Origin of the sequence: Nostoc sp. (assembly GCF_036916735.1) — a bacterium.
GTDB lineage: Bacteria > Cyanobacteriota > Cyanobacteriia > Cyanobacteriales > Nostocaceae > Nostoc.
Window position 1 is genome coordinate 44,976 of record NZ_JBALFV010000040.1, and the last position, 24,244, is coordinate 69,219.

The 24,244-nt window shown below is 40.8% G+C and carries 16 protein-coding genes and 2 pseudogenes; 13 read left to right on the forward strand and 5 right to left on the reverse strand.

Going from position 1 to position 24,244, the window contains the following annotated elements:
- Positions 1-316: 316 nt before the first annotated feature.
- Positions 317-1,255 carry an NAD-dependent epimerase/dehydratase family protein gene (locus tag V7L20_RS09655; protein ID WP_334743863.1) on the reverse strand — a complete coding sequence of 313 codons (939 nt, stop codon included), beginning with the start codon at positions 1,253-1,255 and terminating at the stop codon, positions 317-319.
- Between the two features lie 301 nt (positions 1,256-1,556).
- Here V7L20_RS09655 and V7L20_RS09660 point away from each other — a divergent pair, with 301 nt between their 5' ends.
- The 4 genes from V7L20_RS09660 to V7L20_RS09675 all read left to right on the forward strand — a co-directional run bounded on the left by V7L20_RS09660 (position 1,557) and on the right by V7L20_RS09675 (position 6,370).
- A complete protein-coding gene (locus V7L20_RS09660; RefSeq protein ID WP_334743906.1) occupies positions 1,557-2,699 on the forward strand; it encodes a glycosyltransferase in 1,143 nt (380 codons plus the stop codon).
- A 111-nt stretch (positions 2,700-2,810) separates the two neighbouring features.
- The gene (locus V7L20_RS09665; protein ID WP_334743907.1) at positions 2,811-3,566 is read left to right on the forward strand and encodes a sugar transferase; all 756 of its coding nucleotides are present in this window, start codon (positions 2,811-2,813) and stop codon (positions 3,564-3,566) included.
- A gap of 756 nt (positions 3,567-4,322) precedes the next feature.
- Positions 4,323-5,402, forward strand: a complete 1,080-nt coding sequence (gmd, locus tag V7L20_RS09670; protein ID WP_334743864.1) for a GDP-mannose 4,6-dehydratase — start codon at positions 4,323-4,325, stop codon at positions 5,400-5,402.
- Positions 5,403-5,425: 23 nt separating this feature from the next.
- Complete coding sequence (locus V7L20_RS09675; RefSeq protein WP_334743865.1) at positions 5,426-6,370, forward strand: GDP-L-fucose synthase family protein; 945 nt, start codon at positions 5,426-5,428, stop codon at positions 6,368-6,370.
- Positions 6,371-6,482: 112 nt separating this feature from the next.
- On the opposite strand, the gene V7L20_RS09680 is transcribed toward V7L20_RS09675, so the two are convergent.
- Entirely contained in the window at positions 6,483-6,956 is a 474-nt protein-coding gene (locus V7L20_RS09680) for a GNAT family N-acetyltransferase (RefSeq protein ID WP_334743866.1), read from the reverse strand.
- A gap of 77 nt (positions 6,957-7,033) precedes the next feature.
- Here V7L20_RS09680 and V7L20_RS09685 point away from each other — a divergent pair, with 77 nt between their 5' ends.
- The 3 genes from V7L20_RS09685 to V7L20_RS09695 all read left to right on the forward strand — a co-directional run bounded on the left by V7L20_RS09685 (position 7,034) and on the right by V7L20_RS09695 (position 8,950).
- Positions 7,034-7,609, forward strand: a complete 576-nt coding sequence (locus V7L20_RS09685; RefSeq protein ID WP_334743908.1) for a 5-formyltetrahydrofolate cyclo-ligase — start codon at positions 7,034-7,036, stop codon at positions 7,607-7,609.
- Between the two features lie 42 nt (positions 7,610-7,651).
- The gene (locus V7L20_RS09690) at positions 7,652-8,041 is read left to right on the forward strand and encodes an HNH endonuclease (protein WP_334743909.1); all 390 of its coding nucleotides are present in this window, start codon (positions 7,652-7,654) and stop codon (positions 8,039-8,041) included.
- Positions 8,042-8,113: 72 nt separating this feature from the next.
- The gene (locus V7L20_RS09695) at positions 8,114-8,950 is read left to right on the forward strand and encodes a carbohydrate ABC transporter permease (protein ID WP_334743867.1); all 837 of its coding nucleotides are present in this window, start codon (positions 8,114-8,116) and stop codon (positions 8,948-8,950) included.
- Positions 8,951-9,018: 68 nt separating this feature from the next.
- Here V7L20_RS09695 and V7L20_RS09700 read toward each other — a convergent pair whose 3' ends face one another.
- Positions 9,019-9,672 (reverse strand): sugar transferase, encoded by a 654-nt coding sequence (locus tag V7L20_RS09700; protein ID WP_334743868.1) that lies wholly within the window; start codon positions 9,670-9,672, stop codon positions 9,019-9,021.
- 595 nt (positions 9,673-10,267) lie between these two features.
- Positions 10,268-14,329, reverse strand: a complete 4,062-nt coding sequence (locus V7L20_RS09705) for a hypothetical protein (RefSeq protein WP_334743869.1) — start codon at positions 14,327-14,329, stop codon at positions 10,268-10,270.
- A 655-nt stretch (positions 14,330-14,984) separates the two neighbouring features.
- Here V7L20_RS09705 and V7L20_RS09710 point away from each other — a divergent pair.
- The 6 genes and pseudogenes from V7L20_RS09710 to V7L20_RS09735 all read left to right on the forward strand — a co-directional run bounded on the left by V7L20_RS09710 (position 14,985) and on the right by V7L20_RS09735 (position 19,232).
- On the forward strand, positions 14,985-15,686 hold the full coding sequence (locus tag V7L20_RS09710) for a Crp/Fnr family transcriptional regulator (protein WP_334743870.1): 702 nt from the start codon (positions 14,985-14,987) through the stop codon (positions 15,684-15,686).
- Positions 15,687-15,698: 12 nt separating this feature from the next.
- On the forward strand, positions 15,699-16,442 hold the full coding sequence (locus V7L20_RS09715; protein ID WP_334743871.1) for a DUF2232 domain-containing protein: 744 nt from the start codon (positions 15,699-15,701) through the stop codon (positions 16,440-16,442).
- A gap of 170 nt (positions 16,443-16,612) precedes the next feature.
- A pseudogene (locus tag V7L20_RS09720) lies at positions 16,613-16,834 on the forward strand (TVP38/TMEM64 family protein); the annotation flags it as partial.
- A gap of 99 nt (positions 16,835-16,933) precedes the next feature.
- The gene (locus V7L20_RS09725; RefSeq protein ID WP_334743872.1) at positions 16,934-17,287 is read left to right on the forward strand and encodes a tetratricopeptide repeat protein; all 354 of its coding nucleotides are present in this window, start codon (positions 16,934-16,936) and stop codon (positions 17,285-17,287) included.
- A pseudogene (locus V7L20_RS09730) lies at positions 17,209-17,478 on the forward strand (CHAT domain-containing protein); the annotation flags it as partial. The gene V7L20_RS09725 and the pseudogene V7L20_RS09730, both read left to right, overlap by 79 nt.
- Positions 17,479-17,681: 203 nt before the next feature.
- The gene (locus V7L20_RS09735) at positions 17,682-19,232 is read left to right on the forward strand and encodes a mercuric reductase (RefSeq protein ID WP_334743873.1); all 1,551 of its coding nucleotides are present in this window, start codon (positions 17,682-17,684) and stop codon (positions 19,230-19,232) included.
- Between the two features lie 149 nt (positions 19,233-19,381).
- Here V7L20_RS09735 and V7L20_RS09740 read toward each other — a convergent pair whose 3' ends face one another.
- Positions 19,382-22,387: a PA14 domain-containing protein gene (locus V7L20_RS09740; protein WP_334743874.1), complete on the reverse strand. Its 3,006-nt coding sequence runs from the start codon at positions 22,385-22,387 to the stop codon at positions 19,382-19,384.
- Positions 22,388-24,244: the final 1,857 nt, after the last annotated feature.

Consider the following 24,244-nt stretch of genomic DNA (forward strand, 5'->3'; position numbering starts at 1 on the left):
GTTTTTTATAACCCTGATTCGTTCGTGATTAATTCTCAATAAAAACCTACTTTTAACGAGAAGATTAAGAGGTAACTTGTCAAATATGGCTCACACCGAGCGTGTTTAAGATGCCTACAAAACGAGCGTTTCAAGATTGTAAAAAAAGATGTGACTAATGGATAGGCCAATTTTGCCAAAGGGGAGCAAATTCTCTAGTTCCCCGAATCCCAAGTTGGAAGAAAGGGTTAGGGGATGAGGGCAAAACGTCCTCTCAAAGCAGATTTTTTCTTAAGTTGACACCAATGCACAGCGATGTGCCCCTAAACATCTTTACTCACAACGCTTGTAAAATCTCCTCATCTACAGAGAAATCAACATCAGCTTTATCTTTTGCATTAGCTAAATAATCATTTTCTAGAGAATCTTGTAACCCAGAAATTAAATTATATTCAGGATGCCAATTTAATTCTGTTTGGGCTTTGTTCACCGAAGCAAAAAAATGCTGGACTCGCATCGGAAAAGCTTTGCGTTTGCCGAAATCAAACTTTTTCGGGTCATAATGGACGATTTTTATAGCATCAGGTGATTTACCAGCCGCTATAGCACTAGCACGGGCTAAACCATCAAAAGTGACAAAGCGATCGCCAGAGATATTATAAATCTGTCCTATGGCTTGTTTATTACTCAAAACCTTAGTCATTGCTAGTGCCAAGTCTTTTACATGACCAAACTGGGTGATATGCAAGCCATTTCCGGGGATAGGAATGGGGCGATCGCGCACAATTCTGTCAAAAAACCAGCCTTCCAACTCATTATAATTACGAGGCCCGTAAATATAAGTAGGACGAATGGAAGTAATAGGTAATCCCAATTGAGTCAGATAAGCTTCTGTTTCATGTTTACCCTTATGGCGACTTTTAGGATCTACTGGATCGCCTTCTACGTGGGGCAATTGGTCAGATTTGAGATACACCCCCGCAGAACTCATATAGACAAAATGTTGGACTCGGCCTTGAAAAATCTCTGCCAGTGGTTGAGTATCAGTAAGTTCCCGTCCGTTATTGTCAAAAATGACATCAAAGTTTTCTTGTGATAACTTTGCCTTTAATTGAGTAGCATCTGTGCGATCGCCTATAATTTGTCCTACTCCCTCTAAAGAAGGTGCTGGCCGATTTCCCCGATTGAACAGCACTACCTCATGTCCTTGTTCCACTAATAGTTGAGTCAAATAGACACCAATGAACCGAGTACCACCCATAATTAGAATTCGCATAAATTCACCATTTCTATATCAGTTGTCGTCAAGGGAGTAGGGAGTAGGGGAAAAGCAGGGGAGGCTGACGTTGCAGGGGAAGAATAACTATTGGTATTCCCCATTCTCCATTCCCCACTTCCCACTCTGAGATTATCAGGTTGCAGTATCCATCTGGAACCTCTAAGGAAAAGATTCCGTCCCATTTGCTAATCTGGGGCGCTTCCCGTTAATTAATCACAAAGGGAAACTTTTTAGTCGGAGTCTAAGAAAACTATCTTCAATTTTGAATTTTGAATTTTGAATTTTGAATTGTTTAGCTGTGCCCTTGAAATATGCTCTAGTTCATGAGTGGCTGACACCCAAAGCCACCGGTGGTTCAGAACTCGTTGTACGAGAAATTTTGAATCATATTGATGCTGATTTGTATGCTCTGATAGATTTTGAATCCAGTAATCCTGAAAGTTATTTATATAAGCGTCAAATTGGCAAGACGTTTCTTCAGAACTTTCCCTATGCTCGCAACGGTATACAAAAATACTTGCCTTTGTGGCCTTTGGCAATTGAACAACTTGATTTACGGCATTATGATGTAATTCTGTCTTCATCCCATGCCGTTGCCAAGGGAATCCTTACTAGTTCTGAACAAATGCATATTTGCTACTGTCATAGCCCTATGCGCTATGCCTGGGACTTAACTTTTGATTATCTGAGCTATAGCAAACTAGGCAGTGGTTTCGCTGGATGGGTGACGCGATATTTATTACATCGTTTGCGTCAGTGGGATGTCTTAAGTGCCAATCGAGTTGATTACTTCCTTGCCAACTCGCAGCACACAGCTCGGCGGATTTGGCGTTGCTATCGACGAGAAGCAACAGTCATTTACCCACCAGTGAATATTGCGGAATTTCCATTTCTGTCTGAAAAAGACGACTTTTACCTGACTGTTTCCCGCTTAGTGAGTTACAAGCAAATATCGTTGATTGTCAAGGCTTTTAATCAACTAAAACGACCATTAGTAGTCATTGGTACAGGAGATGAGATGAACAAGATTCGCGAAATGGCAAACTCTAATATCCAAATATTGGGATGGCAACCCGATAATGTGGTAAAAAAATATATGTCTAGGGCTAAGGCGTTTGTATATGCAGCTTGTGAAGATTTTGGTATCGCCTTAGTGGAATCACAAGCCTGTGGCACGCCAGTCATTGCCTACGGTGCAGGGGGTGCTTTAGAAACAGTGCGAGATATTCACTTTAGTGCGGATACAGCGACAGGTATATTTTTCAAGACACAAACAGAGGCGGCTTTGGTGGAGGCAGTAGAAAAGTTTGAAGTGGATGAGGGTTCGTTCAGTTCCGAGTATATGCGATCGCACGCCGCGCAGTTCTCACCGCAAATTTTTGCAGATCGTTATTTAGATTTTGTAAACAAATGCAACAAAAAAAGACCATTTTTGCAATGATGGTCTTGAATAACGTCTTATTTTTTTAGGCTTTTGGCAATTTTCCCCAGAAGCACCTCATTTTGGCTTTAATATTGGGACTATGTGTGGTGTGGATTATTAAGGAGTATGATGACTGCCCAGAGTTCACTCCTCTCCGGCAAGCGAGGCGTAAGGCAAGACACCAGAACGTCTACGCGTTTCTTAAAACGCGGTCAAAAAACGAAAACACCAAAAGTTAAACCCAAAGGTTTATCTTTTCAGGGTTTAAACGGAGAGTTTGCCAAACGATTGTTTGATATAGTGTTTTCGCTGTCGGTGTTAATTTTGTTCTTACCCGTCTACTTAATTTTGGCCTTGCTGATTGCTTTGAGCTCAGAAGGTCCAATTTTTTATGTCCAGGAACGGGTAGGGAGAAATTACAAAACGTTTAATTGTATTAAATTCCGAACAATGGTAAGCAATGCAGACGAAATCCTCATGCAAATGATGGAAACTTCGCCCGAGTTGCGACAAGAATTTGAAAGCAGTTTTAAGCTGAAACAAGACCCCCGGATTACCAAAATTGGTCGATTTTTGCGAATTACTAGCTTAGATGAATTTCCCCAGTTCTGGAACGTTTTAAAAGGGGACATGAGTGTAGTCGGCCCTCGACCTTTGGTAGCAGAAGAACTGCCAAAATACGGTTGTCACATTGATGAGATTCTAACAATCCGCCCAGGAATTACTGGTTTGTGGCAGGTGTCTGGGCGTAATGATATTCCCTACCCTCGGCGAGTCCAAATAGACCTGCATTATGCTAGGTTTAGGAATTTCTGGCTTGATTTATGGATCATTTTGAAAACTGTTGATGTGGTCATTCTGCCCAAAAATAACGGGGCATACTGAGTAACTACTGAGCGTCGATTCTGTGGGGCATTTAATGCCCCTAAATACCAATTCTTTCCCTAAGACTAAACGATTTTTTTCTTGATTTATATAGTTATCTATAATTTATGCGTTTCTACTTAATTTAGACTTCTTTGAGTGGCTATCTGTGGTTTGCTTTGCTCTTATTCTGATTTTTGGCATAAGTCTAATTTCAAATATTTATTTTATCGAAACAGAATTCAGGAGTCAGGAGTCAGCCCTAACTCTTGGAGACGCTGTGTTTCCACTTTGCTCAATATAAATTCGCGTTTGGAGAAGTCACGCATTCAGTCATTTAATAATTTTTAATCACCATAAATAAATTTAGTTGCTCTGTATCATGAGTCTTTTTCGGTCATAATTTCAAATGAATTATAATTGAAAAAGTGAATGAATAAGTGGATTTAAGACCCCCATTGATTAATTTTGACTGCTCAATTCTTCTTCAATGAGTCTTCACAAAACCAGAAATATATAAAGTTTTGACAAAAAAGAATGTATACAAAAAGAATCTTGCTCAATCTATAAAAATAAAGATACATTATTAAACAATCTTGATATACCTAAATTTAACTTCCGTATTAAATTAATTTTTATCAAGTATATCTACTTATAAAAAAAGTATCTTAACAACAAGACTCGTAGGTTTACTATTAGGCAATTGAGCAATTAGTTGCTAGGTTGTATCAGATTGGCTGTAACTTTTTAATCAAAGACAATAAGGGATAATTAAGCATGATGCAACAGAAACGGGCGTTGATTACTGGTATTACTGGTCAAGATGGTTCATATCTAAGTGAATTTTTGTTGGAACAAGGTTATGAGGTTCATGGCATTATTCGCCGGACTTCCACCTTTAACACAGACCGTATCGATCACGTTTACGAAGACCCCCACAAAGAGGGAGTGCGGTTGTTTCTTCACTATGGTGACTTGACAGATGGTACGACGCTGCGACGCATTATAGAAGAAGTCCAGCCAGTAGAGATTTACAACCTGGGCGCTCAATCCCATGTCAGAGTCAGCTTTGATTCACCAGAATACACGGTGGATGCTGTCGGAATGGGAACGTTGCGTCTGTTGGAAGCAATTCGGGACTATCAACACCGTACCGGAATTCAGGTGCGATTTTACCAAGCAGGTTCTTCAGAAATGTACGGTTTAGTACAAGCAATACCTCAAACTGAGACAACGCCCTTTTATCCCCGGAGTCCCTATGCCTGTGCGAAAGTTTACGCCCACTGGCAAACTGTAAATTATCGTGAGTCTTATAATTTGTTTGCTTGTAATGGCATACTTTTTAACCACGAGTCACCACGACGGGGTGAAACCTTTGTAACCCGCAAAATTACTAGGGCAGTGGCTGGTATCGTTGCTGGCAAGCAAAAAAAAATTTACATGGGTAATCTAGATGCCAAGCGAGATTGGGGCTATGCGAAGGATTACGTCAAAGCAATGTGGTTGATGTTGCAGAAAGACCAGCCAGACGATTACGTAATTTCTACTGGTGAAACCCACTCGGTGCGCGAGTTTTTGGAACTAGCATTTAGTTACGTAAATCTTAATTGGGAAGATTATGTAGAGTTTGATGAGCGTTACCTTCGTCCATCTGAGGTAGAGTTGTTGATTGGTGATTCTTCCAAAGCACGCCAAAAGCTGGGCTGGACACCATCAGTAACCTTTGAAGAACTAGTTTCCTTAATGGTAGAAGCAGATTTACATGCATTAGGTTACACTTCACCCAATGGAAATGGTTCGCAATTTCCATTAGATATTGCAACTATTCGTCAACAACTGGGCGCTTTGCACTTCTGATTCGCACCACTGAGGATAAAAATATGACCGCCTTAAAACTAAATAATAAACGCATTCTCGTCACTGGTGGGTCGGGGTTTCTAGGTCGTCAGGTGATAGATCAACTGTGTAAAGCAGGGGCTGATCGTGAGAAGATTACAGTAACGCGATCGCGCGATTGTGATTTGCGTGTTTGGGAAAATAGCCAACGCGCAGTTGACCAGCAAGACATAATTATCCACTTAGCAGCTCATGTTGGGGGTATCGGTCTGAACCGCGAAAAACCCGCAGAGTTGTTCTACGATAATTTGATCATGGGAACGCAGCTAATTCATGCTGCCTATCAAGCTGGAGTAGAAAAATTTGTTTGTGTTGGCACAATCTGCGCCTATCCTAAATTTACCCCGGTGCCATTTAAAGAAGATGATCTTTGGAATGGCTACCCAGAGGAAACCAACGCCCCCTATGGAATTGCTAAAAAAGCCCTTTTAGTCCAATTACAATCTTACCGCCAGCAGTACGGTTTTAATGGGATTTATCTACTGCCAGTAAATTTATATGGCCCAGAAGATAACTTTGACCCTGGAAGTTCTCACGTTATTCCAGCATTAGTTCGCAAAGTTCACGAAGCCCAAATTAATGCACAAAAGCAACTGTTAGTTTGGGGTGATGGCAGTCCCACCCGTGAGTTTCTGTATTCAGAAGATGCAGCGCGGGGGATTGTTATGGGAACTCAATTCTATAATGAATCAGAACCAGTTAACTTGGGAACAGGTTATGAAATCTCTATCCTCGATTTAGTAACTCTAATCTGCAAATTGATGGAGTTTAAGGGTGAAATTGTTTGGCAAACTGACAAGCCTAATGGTCAACCCCGCCGTTGTTTAGATACTGAACGGGCCAAGCAAGCCTTTAATTTCACGGCTCAGGTAGGCTTTGAAGAAGGGCTAAAGAATACCATTGAATGGTATCGTCAACACGCTGCATAATCATTACTGATGTAGGGTGGGCAATGCCCACCCTACCTTTTTTGAGCAAAAATTACTGGTACTTTTTGTGCACTCTATTAAAAATAAAACGGGTGCATGAATAATATTTTCTTCAAAAGTCCAACTTGAGGAAAATATCAGACTCGTGATCCAAAGCCCATTTAATATCCCAATCTATAAATCCAAGGCTGCGGTAAAGTTTTGATGCTGTTTCATTACCTCGCTGATAGCTGGTTGCGATTAACTCAACTTCTGGGTACAGTTTGAGACGCCTGATCACCTCTAGTATTGTTGCTTGTCCGTAACCCTTTCGCTGATACTTGCGGTCGATCATTAGGCGAAGAATGAATCCAACACCTGCTACTATTTCGTACATTGTGAAGCCAATCATCGGTAATTGAGCCTGCTCATAACCTACTACAGCAGCATCATAGATAGCTAAAGGAAAAAGATTCGGGTTTACCTTGGCTTGAGCTAATGATTTTACGTTCGATGCCACAAGCCCTTTTTGAGATTCTTCTACTTCCAGGCTGATACATTCATGGAAATTATCGAGGGTTATGTTACGTAAATGAACTTTAGCCAAGCAAACATCCTCCTTTTCCTGGATACCTAACTTACAATTAAAACGCACAATGCTGTTTGACAAGTAAGTTTGTGAATGTGGACAAAGTTAATCATCAATTAAATAAAGCAGAACTACGCCGGACTCTACTCAAAACCCGTCAATCAATGTCCGTTCGAGAGTGGAGAGAAAAAAGCGATCGCTTATGCTCTCATTTACAAAACTCTACTTTGTTTACCCAAGCAAAAACGATACTTGCTTATTTCAGCTTTCGCCAAGAACCTGATCTCAGTCCACTATTTGCAAACACTAAATACCGTTGGGGATTTCCTCGCTGCATTGATAAATCCCTATGTTGGCATCTTTGGATACCTAACGATTCTGTCCAAAGCGGCGCTTATGGCATTACTGAACCACATCCCGACGCTCCAATTTTAGATGCTGCCGAAGTGGATTTGATTCTTGTTCCCAGTGTAGCTTGCGACTATCAAGGATATCGTTTGGGTTATGGCGGCGGATATTACGATGGCTTGCTCAGTTTACCACAGTGGCAGACAAAGGCAACTATCGGAATTCTCTTTGAGTTTGCCTATTTGTCCGAAATACCTATAGAACCTTGGGATAAACCACTACAAGCAGTTTCTATGGAAACTGGATTGACTCAGAAAGGCTGAAGAATTCAAGATGTTTACATTCCTGTTGAATTAAAAAAGTAAATTCGTAATTATTTTGCTGATTGTTGTGCTTACTGTCGCACTGCTGAAGCTTTAACAGTCACTACCTTTGAAATTGAGCATATCATTCCTTTGTCTGCTGCAGGGAAAACTGTATTTGAAAATCTATGCTTGGCTTGTCCATCTTGTAATCGTTATAAAGCAACTCGCAAAACAGCAATTGACCCTAATACTCAGAATGAGGTTAAATTATTTAATCCACAACAGCAACTGTGGGCAGACCATTTTACTTGGAATGAAGATGCTACAGAAATTGTAGGACTTACAACCATTGGGAGAGCAACAATTTATACTTTAAAAATGAATCGTCTGCAATTAACTGGTGTGCGGAAAATGTGGGTGAAAATGGGTGAGCATCCACCAAATATTTGAGCAATTGCAAAATATTTAAAACAATTTATAGCATTATAAAATATTTACAAAATTCGGAAAGTTATTAATAAAATGCTGAACTGGAAAAAATCACGATCGCAAATTCTGCTAATGTATGTCCTATTGGGAGCGATCGCACTGGTGATGCTCTTTCCTTTACTGTGGCTAGTTAGTACAGCCTTGAAATCGCCAACAGAAAATATTTTGCAGTCGCCGCCACAGTTATTACCTGCATCACCTACACTAAATAACTTCTTTAGTGTGTGGAACTCTCTACCTTTTGCCCAATACCTGTATAACAGTACTTTGGTGTCAGTGCTGACTGTGGGCTTAAATCTGCTGTTTTGCGCTTTAGCTGCCTATCCGTTGGCAAGATTGTCGTTTGTAGGGCGAGACTGGATTTTTGTAGCGATCGTCTCTACGATTATGATTCCCTTCCAAATCGTGATGATTCCCCTTTATGTTTTGACAGTCCAGTTGGGTTTGACAAATAGTTATTTGGGGATGATTTTTCCGAGTTTAGCTTCTGCCTTTGGTATTTTTCTGTTGCGCCAAGCTTTCATGAGTGTCCCCAAAGAAATAGAAGAAGCCGCCCGGATGGATGGCAGCTCAGAGTTAGGATTATGGTGGCATATTATGTTACCAGCAGTTCGCCCAGCACTAGTAACTTTAGCTATTTTTGTATTTATTGGTGCTTGGAGTGACTTTTTGTGGCCTTTAATTGTCATCCAAAACGAAAATTTATATACTCTTCCTTTAGGAGTCGCAAAGCTAGCAGGAACATTTTCTCTTGACTGGCGCTTGGTAGCTGCTGGCTCAGTCATTGCGATCGCCCCAGTATTATTACTATTTTTATTTTTACAACGTTATATTGTACCCACAGAAACTGGTAGCGGGGTTAAGGGTTGAAGAAGAATTCAGAAGTTAGAACAAAAAAATGGTAGATGAGGAGAAATAATTAATGCCCAATGCTCAATTTAATAAGCCCCAGTCTTTTTCAAGACTACCCAAATAGTTTTAATAATCAGACTCAGGTCATAAGTTACAGACCACTTACGTTGATAATCTATATCCATCTTGACAATAGTTTCAAAGTCTGTAATGCTGGAACGTCCATTAGCCTGCCATTCTCCAGTAATACCTGGTTTGACTCGCAATCTATCCCAGTGGTGTGGATCGTAATTGCTGACTTCATCAGGAGTGGGTGGACGAGTACCAACTAAACTCATGTCCCCTACTAGAACATTCCAAAATTGGGGAAATTCGTCTAAACTAGTGCGCCGCAAAAATTTACCCACAGGAGTAATACGAGGATCGTCAACAGATTTAAAGATGTGACCTTTGGCTTGATTTTCGACCAAATGCTTGAATTTATCGGCATCGACGATCATCGAACGGAATTTCCAGATGCGGAAAGTTTTTCCGTTTAAACCACAGCGAATTTGGGAATAAAATATTGGGCTTGGAGCATCTATAAAAGTAACAATTGCTACAGGAATTGCTATGATAAATGTAATTATCAGCCCCAAAATGGCTCCAACAATGTCAATTAATCGTTTTCTCACGCTTAAGGTTGACGGGTGGAAAGGCTGTTGCGAGCAATTAACTGAATAAAGATAAAGATGATTCACAACGACTAACTTATCTACAACAGGACTTTTTGAATCAGTAGTGTAGACATAAACATAATTATTAATTAGGTGATTTTTATTGATTTTGTCGATACTACTGAGTGTTAATATACACAAAAATTAAGCAATGTAAAAACTGAAAACCTAAAGTTTACAGAATCTTTTAATTAAGATAGAAATTTGTAAAATTACAGTATTTCATACTATAAAATAAAACAGCTAATGTTACGGATACATAGACAAAATATTACAGCGTTGACAGTTGAAAGCTCATCAGGATGTGACCGACTCAGAAAAACACATAGAACATATCCCACTATTCTAATAATCCTACTTCTTTTCGTAAGATGTGCTTAACTTAAAAACCTTGATTTTTCATTTTTTAGTTCTCAATAAGCTGAAGTTTTGTAGCACATATCTTATTAGTGGGATAGATTCATCTGTGATGTAAGTAAAACGGCGTAAATAATTAAAGGTTTGTAGTAAGGACTTTAGTCATTATTTTAGGAGTAAAGTCCTTGCTAGGAAAGCGATGACAATAATTTTACATTACTAAACATATTTCGATTTATTCGCACCAACTTACTTACTAATCTCAATGATTAACCTTTAGAGCGAAATTCACTAAGTATGCTTCCTCCAGTGATTGCTGATTACTAGCCTTGATTGCATTTAGATAGTGACGCAAAGACAACAGTTGTTGGGAATTAGGACGATATGTGAGATTGCCTTGTTTTTCAAAAAGTGGTGCTATAGTGATCGCCTGATAGTCAGGATTTTCTTGCGAACTCTGAGTCAGCCAAGCCAAATCTGTAACTGAAGGTATCAAACCGGAAGGCAATTCACCTTCCAAAAAAGCCAGCAGGCGTTGCTGACAACTGCGAGTATTAATCCCCTGGCCCTCAAATAATTGGATAACTTCACCGAAAGATAAAGGTCGGTCTGGTAGGAGTCGCAGCAATTCTGTAAATAGGAAATAATCAGTGTATTGTTGCCTGGGTATATCTAATATCTGGGGATGCAAAGGCAGCATCGCCAAACCGTAAGCAACGCGACTGCAATTAGGAGTGCCGTTTTCGCCGAGATATAAATCTTGAATAATCTTAGCGCTGGGGAGTTTTTGCCGTAGCCAACGATTCACCGTCCCGACACAAGCCACCCCACCAGTCAGGATAGCTTGATTAATGGATTCTGTGGGGATGCCACGAGCTACCAATAACTTGTTGAGTTCTCGGTTCAGGCGACGCACAAAGGGGATGAATACCTGGCTTTCTAAATCTCGTCGCTGCAAAATCCATTGCTGATCGGCTAATTCTAGGGTGAAAGACTCTTGGTGTTGCAAAATCAGCTTTAGAGCTAGTGCAGCATCTAATACCGCCTGTCCCAGCAGGGAACTCTCTAGACGCTGTTGGAGGCGAATCCGAGCGGTAATATCTGGCTCTCCGACTTTGGGTAGTTCTAATTGTTCCAACCCTAAACTCTGCCAGCGCATTTGGTCTAAACCGGGAATTGACGATTGCCATTGCCAAGGATTATTGGTGGTAGTTTTGCCATCGCTTGGTGTTTCTTTGCGTGATTGTCGAGATTTCGGTGGCAATAGCAGCTGGCAGATTATATCTTGTTCAATTCCCTTACCAGCATAAGCAAAACTGTGGAGCATGAAATCATTGTATGTCAATTCTTGCAATATTTCTGGGAGATTGACCAGCAACATTTCTGTGGCAGTTGCTCCAATATTAATCACAAGGGTATTGCCAACAATGGGATCTTCGCTGGTTTTTGCCGGATGAGAACCCTGATGTTTGCTTAATTTTACTTGCTCACCGTTAGCAGCATCGAGTTCTGGGAGTAAACTAGCGATCGCTTCTTCGACAAAAAAGACTTGCTGCGGATGTTGGATGAGTTTACTGGTGAGTAAAGCTGACCGCACGTTAAAGCGGTATTGTTCCGACCAACTAGATGGACAGGTGCAAATTATACCAGCAATATTATTGATAATTTTGGAGAAATCTTGTTCGCTGATCCCCATAGCAGCAGCCATTAAACTAGGGGTGGTACAAGTTTTTTCGGATTTAAGGGTTAATAGTAGCTTAGAGAGCGATCGCACAACCCAAATCAAAGGGCCTGCCGAAAATTCATTTAATTGCAAGACAGGTTCCCATTTCTGCCGTTGACTCTTGTAGGGAATAGCTACTTGTAAATAAGGCTTCAACTGCGCTGAGTAGAGATTATTTATCGTCGGATCTGTTGTTGTCCGTGTTGCTGGAGTGGTGGCCGAACGATCAGACACTTTTTCTTGAGCAACAGCCGCAGGTGCAGTCCGCTCATGTACTTCGATACTTTCGTTTTCTCCGTGGGGTACAGAAGCTGTAGGCAGATAAACCTCTGTTGGTAAACGAGATGATTGCTGGAAAGAAGTTCTTCCCGGCGGATTTTCTGCTGACCAGTAGATAGGATGTACAACAAAAGTAGAGCTATTTAATAATGCGGCAGAAATTCCTGTTGTACCTAAATCAATTCCTAAATACCAGACTGATTCTAGAACATTCAGCGAAACTTCTGGATTGTTGATGGAATTGGAAATTGGAGGTAAAGAACTTTCTTCAACAGGAGTTGTGACTTTATTTTCTGGTTCAGTTTCTAACTGGGGAACTGCCAAACTAGAGAAAGTAGCAGTTGAGGGATTTTCTTCTACTATTTGGAGATTTTCTGTTGGCGGTTCAGGGGAAGTGATGGGAATTATGTCTTGATTTTGATCAAGTAGTTCTGAAAAAATATCCAAGTTGGTAGCTGGCTGCGACTCAGAATTGAGCTGGCGATCAAAATTAGCTAAATCCCGATCTAATTGCTGCAACTGTTCTTCATCTAAAGAAATATCAAGTACGGCTGGAGTCTGGTTTGACTCAATACAAAGTAAGTTTTCTTGTGGTGAGGCAGCAATGTAGTCCTCTGAAGACAGTTCTGACCGATCATTGTTAATTAATACTTCTGTGGTGATACTTTCTGTGCGAGACGCTACGCGAACGGTAGGCTTTGCTAACCCAATTTCCGCAATTTGCGCTACTTCTGGAGTAACTGGTGCTGTAATTGTGCCATTATCCTCAGAAAATGACACTTCTAGCAGTTCCTGCTCATTACCTGTATCAGGCAATAGCTCAATTAGAGTATTTATTGTATCAGCGCTAGCTGGCTGATTGCCAGTCTCCAAGCTGTCTATTGCGGAAACTGCTTGTGGTGTAGAGAAATTAACAAATTCTAGGTCTGTATCTTTTTCAAAAAATAGTTCTTCCTGTAAATCTGATGATACTGTAGTTTCAACTGGAATCTGTCGGGTTGTTTGTGGGTTAATGTTGCCTAGATCGAACAGATCCGTATCTGCTGTTACAGCCTCAGAATCCACCACAGTTGGAGGGACAGATGTGGCCTCAACGATGTTCAACGTTGATTCTGAGGCTGTGGAAACCTCAAGACTTGGATTATTAATATCTCCGGTACCAAACAAACTGGCGTAAAGTTGGTCTACTTCATCACCAATTAATGCAGAAATATCTTGCGCTAATCCGGTCTGGTTGGAAGATTGAGACGAGTTTATACCAAGCTGCAACAGCACTGCATCTAAATCTTCTGTAATGTTAGTATCCTGTTGCTTAGGATCAGTTGTGAGTGAAGATGTTTCTGGCTGTATAGCCTCCAAGGCTTGGGGTGCAACTCCAGCAGAAATCTCGGCGGAGTCAGGCAATGATGGTGATGTATCAGATTCGACCTTAAGGAAAGATGACTGGAAACTAGGGGATTGCTGCTGCAAATGCTGGGTCAAATTGTTGAGAAAGCTGGCCATCAGCTGTTCGCCTTGCATCCCCTGACTATGCATTCTTGCCAATGCTTGCGACAGGGACTCGTGATAAGTATTAATGTTGCGTTGTAGTGCTTCAAATACTATATTTACAGTCCCATCTAGTGATAATAAACGTTGATCTAACTCCCCAGACAGGTGAGTTAAACGCTCCGCAGGGTCTGGGGATTGTAATAACGGTTGAGTTGCAGAGATTTCTCGTTCTGAGTTTCCACTATTTGCTCCTGAAGAACTGGCGGAATTTTCCCGCGTCTGTGCTGGCAGTGGCGTTAAAGTTGGCACAAGACGACTCATGAGTACTTGTAAAAACTCAGTAATTATCTGTTCCTGGTTTGTCAACTGCTGCGCTAAGGAGTAATTTTGCAATCGCCTTTGCTCTAGCTGCCTAATTTCCTGTATGAGAGCGGCTCGCTCTTGCAAGAGCAATTCTAATTCCGATCGCAATGGCTGGATCAAGCTCGAAAATTCACTTTTTAATTGTCCTGACCCAATAGCACTCTGTTCCTGATTGGGTTCGGGACGGGGTAGTGGATACTGATCATTACCTCGATCAATAAATTTTGTTAATAAAGGCGATGGCTTTGCCAACGTCAAGGGCGATCGCAGTTCTTTAGAAGACTGATTTGGGATGCCATTCTCTAATGCTTTTTCTTCTAGCCTCACCAAGAAGTTGCGAATTCGTTCTAAAACTTCTTTAGGCTCTTGCACCTGACCAGACAGAAATCTAGACAGCTTGCCACCACTGGCAAGTAAGTTGTCAATGTCTGCGATCAGCTTTTGAATTTCGTCTGCACTGGAAGTCACTTTTATCACCTTACTTAGAGATGGATGTATGTCAATTAATGTAACAATTACTTTACAATCACTCTATCCCTATGGGGATCTTGCTACGCGCAGCGTCCGCCATAAGAAAAGTTTTGAGTGGCAAAAGCAGCTGCTTGGACTTGTGACTGTCATTATGTTAAGGATTACCGCGAGTCGTGGCAATCTTCAGTCAGCTTTTGTATGAGAAGCCTAGTACCGCAAGGCGGAAGTCAAAAATCAAAAGTATTATAGAATAAGCCCTTTAGGAATTTTAGATGGTTACTCTATTTACGCCGTAGCGTACTAGTTTTACAGATCATTAATTGCCTATTTTTGAAAATCGCTAAAATACCTGAGCAATAATTTACTCCCTTTAGTATCATTAATGTTGTTTGCCTATATTCTGAACTAATCAAATTTGGAGTGCAGCTATCCCCTAAGCAATAAAACCGTCGGCTATAAACTATTTTTTGCAAAACTTTTATCCTGTTTAAACTTATAGGTAAAGATTATTTAGAAAAACGTTCTTGTCGCTTTCTTATGTAGCATAGTTTAGTTTTCTTTTTGAAAGGGAGCTGTGCAATGATAGCTTAGGCTGAAAATGGCGCTCTTGTTTGTTGTGTGTATATATAGCCGCTTGAATAAAGATGTCGTAATGGAAGACCGATCTAGCTTGCAAGCACAGGCTAATTCCTGGATGATCACCTCGGCTCCCTTTTTTCAAGGGTTGCCAGAAACTGCTGTAGAATCAGCCCTCATCCATCTTGTTACCCGCACTCACCCAGCCAATCAGGTAATTCTGCTAGAAAATGACTGGGGCGGTTCTGTGTATTTTATTTTGAACGGATGGGTAAAAATTCGCACGTACAATCTGGAGGGAAAAGAGGTAACGTTAAATATTCTTGGCAAAGGGGAATTGTTCGGCGAAATGGCGGCGCTAGATGAAGTACCTCGATCCACTGATGTGATTACCTTGGCCCCGACGGTAATCGGTAGTATGCCTGCTCAGGATTTTGTCAAGTTACTTCAGATAGAACCTTTAGCTGGAGTTAGATTAGCGCAACTAATGGCGCGACGTTTGCGCCAAGTAAATCGCCGATTGCGGTTGCGGGAATCTGATAGCCAGTCACGGGTGGCAGATACATTGGTATTTTTGGCAGAAGGACAGGGAAAAAAAGGGCAAACAGGAACTGAAATCCCTAATTTACCTCATCGGGAATTGAGTAGTTTGAGCGGACTGGCACGGGAAACTGTGACAAGAGTGTTGACAAGACTGGAAAAAAAAGGCTTGATTAAACGGGATCAAGAGACTATTTGCATTCCCGATGTGTCAGCTTTGGAAAGAATGATTGTTTAAAACTTGTCAGATATGAGTATTTTAGATTCTTTGCCAGATGAGCCAGAGGAAAATCTATCCCCTGATTCTTCAACTCCCCACAATCATTGGTTAGACAAAGAACAGCAGTTAATGCCTCCTCAACTCAAGGCTGATGCACCCTTAAGGATGGTGGAAACGGCATTTTTAGCAAGTGCTGCTAGCTTGATTTGGTTTATTAATTTCTACTTTCCCTTGGGGCCAGTTTTGCGGATATTTTTTCCCGTACCAATCGCTCTAGTTTATCTGCGTTGGGGTAGGCGTGCGGCATGGATGTCAGCACTCACTTCTGGGTTACTGCTGACGGTACTAATGGGACCAGCCCGCAGTTTGCTGTTTGTCATGCCTTACGGATTTATGGGCGTGCTTTTAGGAGCAACGTGGTGTCGTCGTCGTGTTCCCTGGATTGTTTCTATCACCTTGGGTACGCTGTTGGGTACTTTGGGAGTCTTTTTTCGGCTGTGGTTGCTGTCTGTTTTGTCAGGTGAAGACCTATGGATTTATGTAATTACCCAGGTGACTGAGTTTATAGAGTGGGTATTTTTTAACTTGAGTTTGTTGACCAGTCCCAGTGTGTTTTTGATTCAAGTGGGAGCGATCGCTTTAATTGTACTCAACAACTTTATCTACCTTTTTGTGGTACACCTGGCAGCATGGTTCCTTTTTGATCGTCTGGGTAACCCCATTCCCCCTCCACCACGCTGGGTGCAAGTCCTTATGGATTATGAAGGACAGTGAGGAGGTGTGAGTTAATACTAAGGACTTGCGAAAAAATAAAGCGATCAATTCTCCTTGAACCTTGACGAGTAGGTGTAATTTGAAACGAAAAATCTGTATGCGATCGCCTACTTCTTGAATTAAACCTAAAACCTCCTACCAGAGTCAATTCACCCCGTTGAACTCACGCTATATTAGGTTCCTTTGGCATTATTCCCGGAACCATCATGTACGTTTATATTGGTTCTTTAGTTGGTAATCTTGCCACGCTCAACACCTATCATCAATCAATTACTCCAGAAACTCAAATCTGGCAATGGGTAATACGAGTAGTTGGGTTAATTGCTACCGTTGCCGTGACTGTATATATTACAAAAATTGCTCAGAAAGCGCTTGCTCAAGTGTGGCAATAGAAGAAATCACAATCTACGATCAAATTAACAATCATTCAGATATTTAAAAGTATTGATGCCAAAAAATTGCAGAAATTTTTTAGCTTAAGTGTATTAACTATGACTAGCCCTTTCAAGGTGACTCGTAAAATATCGGCTTTTTTCTCAGTATTCTCTCTGCCTCTGCGGTTACAATTTGGAGAAATTGGGGAGCGTAAAGGAGAAGGTGCGACCTTTAATAACATTGGGTCAGTTTACCTCTACTTGGGTCAGTACCCGAAAGCCTTAGAGTTTTTTCAACAAGCATTAGCCATTAACAAACAAGTTGGCGACAAGTCGGGGGAAGGTGCGACCCTGAATAACATTGGGTCAGTTTACCACAAGACCCAAATACCCGTGTCATTTTTATCCCCCAAGCCGAGTTATTTTTCGTTCCCTTCCCAGCTTTGCAAGATCAGTCTGGCAAATACCTAATCGAAAAACATACTATTCTCACCGCTCCCGCTATCCAAGTTTTGCAGTTAACCCATCAGCAAAAAATAAACAAGCGCAAAGCAATAAAAAATCGTCCTGCATTGGTAGTCGGTAATCCGACAATGCCCCAGCAGTTGTTACCGCTACCAGGTGCAGAACAAGAAGCACTGCAAATTGCTGTAAATCATTGATTGCTGAAACGTTTATACAGGAAAGTTTCAATTGTATCTGTCAATTCCCAAACGGACAAAATAATTTAAAGGCTGTATTCCTTATTAAACAAGCATAAAAAATAAAAGACTGAGCTGTCTAAGTTTATCGGAATTTGTAATTTTGAATTCCCCTAAAAGGTAGTTGACTTTAGTATTTTCAATTCTTAAAAGAGGTTTCGCCAATGAGCAATTCAGATTTAGAGATAGTCACAGTTCGCCCAACGGATGAGTATAACCAAAAGTTGGTGTCTTACGTTCATCCGCCAAATTGGATTAATCCTCAACCCGCCGATGTTTACGATTTGGTAGTAATTGGTGCTGGTACGGCAGGATTAGTAGTGGCTGCGGGTGCGGCGGGTCTAGATTTGGGTTTAAAAGTGGCGATAATTGAAAAGCATCTCATGGGTGGAGATTGCTTAAATGTTGGTTGTGTACCATCTAAAACTATTATTCGGTCTGCCCGCGTTGTTGGCGAAATCTGGGATGCTCAAAACTTGGGAGTTAATATTCCCCAGCATAATATTGATGTTGATTTTCCCAAAGTGATGGCAAGAATGCGGCGGATAAGAGCTGGTATTAGCCATAACGACTCGGCGGAACGATTTCAAAACTTGGGTGTCGATGTCTTTTTGGGTAGCGGGCGATTTGCAACTAAAAATACAGTGAAAGTTGACGACAAAACCCTCCGGTTTAAAAAAGCTGTAATTGCGACAGGCACAAGAGCTGCACAATTGTCGATTCCAGGAATTGAAAAGGCGGGTTATCTAACTAATGAGACGGTTTTTTCCCTGATTCAACGACCGGAACGTTTAGCGGTGATTGGTGGCGGCCCCATTGGTTGCGAATTGGCGCAAGCTTTCCGGCGTTTAGGTTCTGAGGTGGTACTGTTCCATAACGGTTCTCATCTTCTAAATAAAGAAGATGCTGAGGCTGCTAAAATTCTCCAACAGGTTTTGATTAGCGAAGGAATTCGCGTGGTTCTGAATTCTAAGTTGGAAGAAGTAGTAACTGTTACCGAGGGAAAACGGCTTTACTTTTCTTCTAATGGTCATCGAGATTCGGTGACAGTAGATGAAATTTTAGTTGGTGCAGGGCGATCGCCAAATGTCGAAGGTCTGAATTTAGAAGCAGTGGGTGTAAAATATGACAATTGCCAAGGTGTAAAGGTAAATGATTATCTTCAAACGACGAATTCCAAAATTTATGCAGCTGGCGATATCTGCATGAACTGGAAGTTTACCCATGCTGCTGATGCTGCGGCGCAGATTGTGATTAAAAATACGCTGTTTTCTCCCTTTGGCATAGGACGCTCGAAACTCAGTAGTTTGGTGATGCCGTGGGTAACTTATACTGACCCAGAAATTGCCCATGTAGGATTATCCGAACACGAGGCGCAGAAATTGGGTATTGAGGTGACGACAATTAACATACCTTTTAGTAGTGTAGACCGAGCGATCGCAGATGGTGAAGAATCAGGATTTCTCAAAATCCATCATAAAAAGGAGTCTGATGAAATTATCGGTGCAACTATTGTCGCCAGTCACGCAGGTGAGATGATATCAGTTGTAACTACAGCAATGGTGAATAAAATCGGTTTGAGTAAATTAAGTAGTGTAATTCATCCTTATCCCACTCAAGCCGAAGCGATTAAAAAAGCTGCTGATGCTTATCGTCGAACCCTGCTAAAATCAAATACCAAAAAGTTATTGGGATTTTTAACAAAGTTATCTTGAATTGGGCATGGGGCATGGGGCATGGGGATTAGGGGAAAGGTGACAGGTGACAGGTTACAGTGAACAATTTGTACCCTGTAACCTGTACCCTATTCCCTGGTTGCCTCCCCTGCTTTCTCTGCTTTCCCACTCCCGAAACATATTAGTCTCTAAACAGCTCGGAAGCGATCAATCTCACCCTCGGTCAAGTTTGCGTAGTACAAATTACCATCTTTTCCAGTGGTGATTTGTGTAGGGACTCCTAAATTTGGCCTGTCTGCTTGAGAAGCAAACCGCTTAACTGAGACAATTTTACCCTGACTATCCAATGTCAAAGCATCGATAGTTCCTTGACTGAAATCACCAACAAATAAGGCACCTTGATAGATTGAAGGAAAAGTACTGCCTGTGTAAAAGTCACCCATGACAATCGAATTAGAACCAAAATGCTTATAAGTGTAAGCTGGTGCTGTAACAGGTTTACCACTACTATAGAAGGCTTTTGCTGCGTCTAAGGTAGCATACTTTGGTTGTTTCAGACTGATGATCTTGCCATTTGTATCAAGGCCACCTTCATAGAATGGCCAGCCAAAGTTAGCTCCTGGTTTTCCGATATTGATCTCTTCGTAAGAATCGAAGCCAACATCACCAATTACAGGGGTATTGGTATTTTTATCAATTGTGAAACGGAAGGGGTTACGCAAACCTAAGTTATAAACTTTGGAACTATTGCTATTAGGATCACCGTTGTAGAAAGGATTACTTGATAAGCCTTGACCTGTAATCGCATCAATCCGCAGGATCTTGCCGGACAGATTATTGACATCCTGGACGCGAATTGCTCGCGGATCTATTCCATTGTAAGAAGTGCCATCTCCCAAGCTCACAAACAGAGAACCATCGGTGCCAAAGCGCACAGAACCAACTGAGTGAGATTCACTATCGTTAGCTATAAAATTTTGGATATTTTGGACTTTATCCTGATTATTGAGATAATCCTGTAAACTGGTAAACGGCTTACCAGTATCTTTGTTGATAATTCCTGATGGGGCGTAGCCAAGTGAGACATTTGTACTATTTCCATCTGGGTGGCTAATATTTTCCCAAGTGCCATTAGTACCCAGCAGCACAACTGCACTGCCAGCAATAGCAGTGGTGTAATTAGTCTTGGGATCAGCTTCAACCCTAATTAGCCGTGCAGTCCGATTCCCATTCTGATCGGGATTGTCTAATGTGCTATTGGGATTATTTTTAGAGTTGCTTGGATTAGTTTCTGGTGGGTCGTAGGTATACAACAGGTAAACGTAGTTTTTGGGGTTTGTGGCTTTGCCAAAATCTGGATGTACGGCAATGCCTAAAAGACCGCGATCGCGCGTATCATTAACCTGTCCAGAGATATCGATAAATGGTGTTGATAATAAAGTGCCGTTGTTCAAGACTCGCACTACCCCATTTTTCTGGGCAATGAACATGCGCTTCCCATCAGATGTCCAGTCAAAAGCTGTAGGTTGATTCAAACCAGAAGCTACCGTCTCTAAAGCAAAGTTACCAGCGTCATCATCAATAATAGTGATGGTTGTCTTTTGAGTATTTAGCTGCACTCCAACTGCGTTACTGAACTTCAAAGTGAATGTTTCATTTACCTCCCCAACGTTGTCATTCTTAAGGGCTATAGAAATGGTTTTGCTGGCTTGTCCTGCTGCAAAGGACAAGGTTCCAGATACATCGTGGTAGTCAGATCCAGCTTTAGCAGTCCCATCCACGGTTATGTAGTCCAGGCTAGCAACCCCCAAAGTGTTACCCCGTGTAACTGTCACCGTCGCAGTACCGTCATTCTCATTAACTACTGGCTGAGTAAAATCGAGGCTAGAGTGATCGTTATCTTGAATCGTAATTCCGAGAGTTCTTTGAAGTCCTAGTGTTGCCCCCTCTGTCTGATCGATGACAAAACTAAAGGTTTCATCTGCTTCTGCTAAAGAATCGTCATTGATCGCAATAGATATCTGTCTACTGCTTTGTCCTGGCGCAAAAATAAGTGTTCCAGCGCTTTCGATGCCTTCACTTCCGTAGTCAACTCCTGCTGTGGCAGTACCAGCTATAGTTGCATATTTGATTGAAGATGTGCTGCTTAAATCACCACTTCTCAACAACGTTATGGTCACACTATCAACACCTTCGTTGACAGTCATGGAAGATGATCCTAATGTGATAGCGGTTTGAATATTTGGTGAATATAGTTGTGACTGAGGAATAATTTCTTTGGTCTGAGAAGAACTTGACCAAGACAGTTGAGAAACGGCATCGTATTTATTTTCGTAGTACTCAAGTTTAATATCGTACTTCTGCCCTGCAACTAGTGCGATCGCGCCACTGTATTCTGTGGCAGATTGATTGACAAACTTATTGATGATTTGCTGACCATTCACCCACAGTCGCACACCATCATCACTAGTGGTGTAGAAGTTGTAAGTCTCGCTGTACTTGGCTTGCACCTGACCTGTCCAACGCACTGAGAAGGTATCTCCATTAATGGATGGATCTGGAGAAGCAAGACCCCAGTTAAAGTTGACTGTCGGATCTGTGCGAGTTTGCTTCAAGTTAGTGAAGTCGATGTTGTCGTAGTACTCTGCTTTAAGTCCGTTGCCATTACTAGATATCTTGACATTACTATACAGTTGCGACTGAGGAATGATTTCTTTGGTCTGAGAAGAACTTGACCAAGACAGTTGAGAAACGGCATCGTATTTATTTTCATAGTACTCAAGTTTAATATCGTACTTCTGCCCTGCAACTAGTGCGATCGCGCCACTGTATTCTGTGGCAGATTGATTGACAAACTTATTGATGATTTGCTGACCATTCACCCACAGTCGCACACCATCATCACTAGTGGTGTAGAAGTTGTAAGTCTCGCTGTACTTGGCTTCTACCTGACCTGTCCAACGCACTGAGAAGGTATCTGCACTGATAGATGGATCTGGAGAAGCAAGACCCCAGTTAAAGTTGATTGTCGGATCTGTGCGAGTTTGCTTCAAGTTAGTGAAGTCGATGTTGTCGTAGTACTCTGCTTTAAGTCCATCCCCTTGAGATAACACGCGATCAATGCTTTGTAGAGGTGATTGAAGACTTATTGGACTTAGAGATGTTGACAACTGTTGATTTTGTGAATTGGTCATTGAGATATATGCCTCACAATAGTACTAAAAGTAATTCCATAATCAATGTTTAAAAATCAGTTTTGTATTGAATATTTTAAAAATATGTAAGTTAAAAAAATTACATATTTTTTAAAATAATTAGCTGATTATCATGTTGATTGACATTGATATTATGGATTGAATTGCTGATACAATTTTCTATTGTCTGTCTAGTCTTTTACTAATTCGCTTTACTACTACCTCTGCTAGGGCTATTTCGTTATAGACCTAAACTGCCCATAACTAAAGTTACTCTACTCTCTGATAGCTAAAGTCCGTTTTTACGGATTACAACCTTTTCTCAGTCGCTTTTAGACGACTTTGGCTATTAGACTCAGAATGAATTCTGAGGCGGGCTAGATTACAATGAAATAGCCTTGCTATCTATACTGTTTATTTGTATCAACCTGAAAATAAAACAGTATGAAGTTATATACCTTGTTTTACTTTGCCTAAAACTAAGATATATATAAATGTGTATGATAAAAGATACCACAAATTACTTCAAGGGTGTATTATTCCTTATAAATATTTGTTTGAACTCGACAAATTTCTGAGTTTTGATGGATGTAAATATCAGTTTCATGAATTTAATCAAAAATGATTAGTTACGTCTATTGGGAGCTTCTAATCTCACTGATATGCAGGTGCATGAAGTTGAGGTGAAGCAACACTAATCAGGGCAGATATACACCTAAGTAGCTAAAATAATATCTTTACATATTATTATTTAAGTATTTTCATGGGATTAATTAATTTTCCATTTGACAATAAATAAAGATATTATGTCTATCTTCTTTATAGAACTTTGTTTAAAGGTTTACATTGATATATCTTTTTTAAAGGAATATCAAAGTTTTGATGATTTTTTTAAAAAAATTACTAATCAGCCCGATGAAGTTGATGTATTTCACTTACATAGTTATTAATTACATGAAATTTGGATAAAGAAGGCTTGTAATCTTTAAAGATTTGAAAAAATATTATTTATCTATGCTTCATCTTGAGTGTTAGTTCATATCTTTGTCACAAGGTCGAGCAGAGAATAGTACTCAATACGCTTGGGTTAAGGCTAAAACTCTTTATCGTCAATTTTTTTAACGTAGACGCTGCTTCACCGATGCGGCGCGGTTTTCTCCCAAGGGCGATGGGGGTTTCCCCCATGAGCGACTGCACCAACCCGAAGGGCTTGCCGCAGGTTACCGCCAAGGACGCAAAGAGAAGAAAGAAATGCTTAAGAGGATGTTTTAAAAGGGTTTTTTGCTCTTTATAATTAGCACAGATAAGTATCTCAATACGTGGGTAAAACTTTGGTTTTTCATCAGAGCTAACCCAAGTCAGAACGGCAAAATTATACCTTCTGGTACTTTTAAAACATCCTCTAACTGAACTATATTGGAGTAATGCCAATACGGTTTTGATAAGATAATTTGTCTATCGATAACGCTTGTCTTGACTAGCAATTGCAATGTTAAGACACACCACAACACCCAACCAATAACCTTAACCGAACTGTATTGGAGTAGTACTAACAAGCAAGTGAGTGAAGCGAAAAGTTTTGCAAAAGCCTCACTAGTCATGTATTTAAGCTATAAAACACAATCTGCTGGAATTAATAGATTATCGTAACTTTTCGAGTAAACTTGTTGTCGATGAACTATCCAGGGAATCGTTACGTGACAACTTGTCTACGAGACGCTTTGCATAGCATGATCCCCTACGGGGTGCGCTGAACGTAAGGAATTATCAGCGTCTAAAACCCTGATTATTGATTTATTTATAAAAGTTTTCAATTTATTTCAAGTCAGAAAATCACAAGTTTAACCTTACACATTC

What these genes read in the sequence shown, in the direction of transcription:
- V7L20_RS09655 (WP_334743863.1), bottom strand. Translation starts at nt 1,255, where the DNA reads ATGCGAATTCTAATTATGGGTGGTACTCGGTTCATTGGTGTCTATTTG.
- V7L20_RS09665 (WP_334743907.1), top strand. Translation starts at nt 2,811, where the DNA reads ATGACTGCCCAGAGTTCACTCCTCTCCGGCAAGCGAGGCGTAAGGCAA.
- gmd (WP_334743864.1), top strand. Translation starts at nt 4,323, where the DNA reads ATGATGCAACAGAAACGGGCGTTGATTACTGGTATTACTGGTCAAGAT.
- V7L20_RS09675 (WP_334743865.1), top strand. Translation starts at nt 5,426, where the DNA reads ATGACCGCCTTAAAACTAAATAATAAACGCATTCTCGTCACTGGTGGG.
- V7L20_RS09695 (WP_334743867.1), top strand. Translation starts at nt 8,114, where the DNA reads ATGCTGAACTGGAAAAAATCACGATCGCAAATTCTGCTAATGTATGTC.
- V7L20_RS09710 (WP_334743870.1), top strand. Translation starts at nt 14,985, where the DNA reads ATGGAAGACCGATCTAGCTTGCAAGCACAGGCTAATTCCTGGATGATC.
- V7L20_RS09715 (WP_334743871.1), top strand. Translation starts at nt 15,699, where the DNA reads ATGAGTATTTTAGATTCTTTGCCAGATGAGCCAGAGGAAAATCTATCC.
- V7L20_RS09725 (WP_334743872.1), top strand. Translation starts at nt 16,934, where the DNA reads ATGACTAGCCCTTTCAAGGTGACTCGTAAAATATCGGCTTTTTTCTCA.
- V7L20_RS09735 (WP_334743873.1), top strand. Translation starts at nt 17,682, where the DNA reads ATGAGCAATTCAGATTTAGAGATAGTCACAGTTCGCCCAACGGATGAG.
- V7L20_RS09740 (WP_334743874.1), bottom strand. Translation starts at nt 22,387, where the DNA reads ATGACCAATTCACAAAATCAACAGTTGTCAACATCTCTAAGTCCAATA.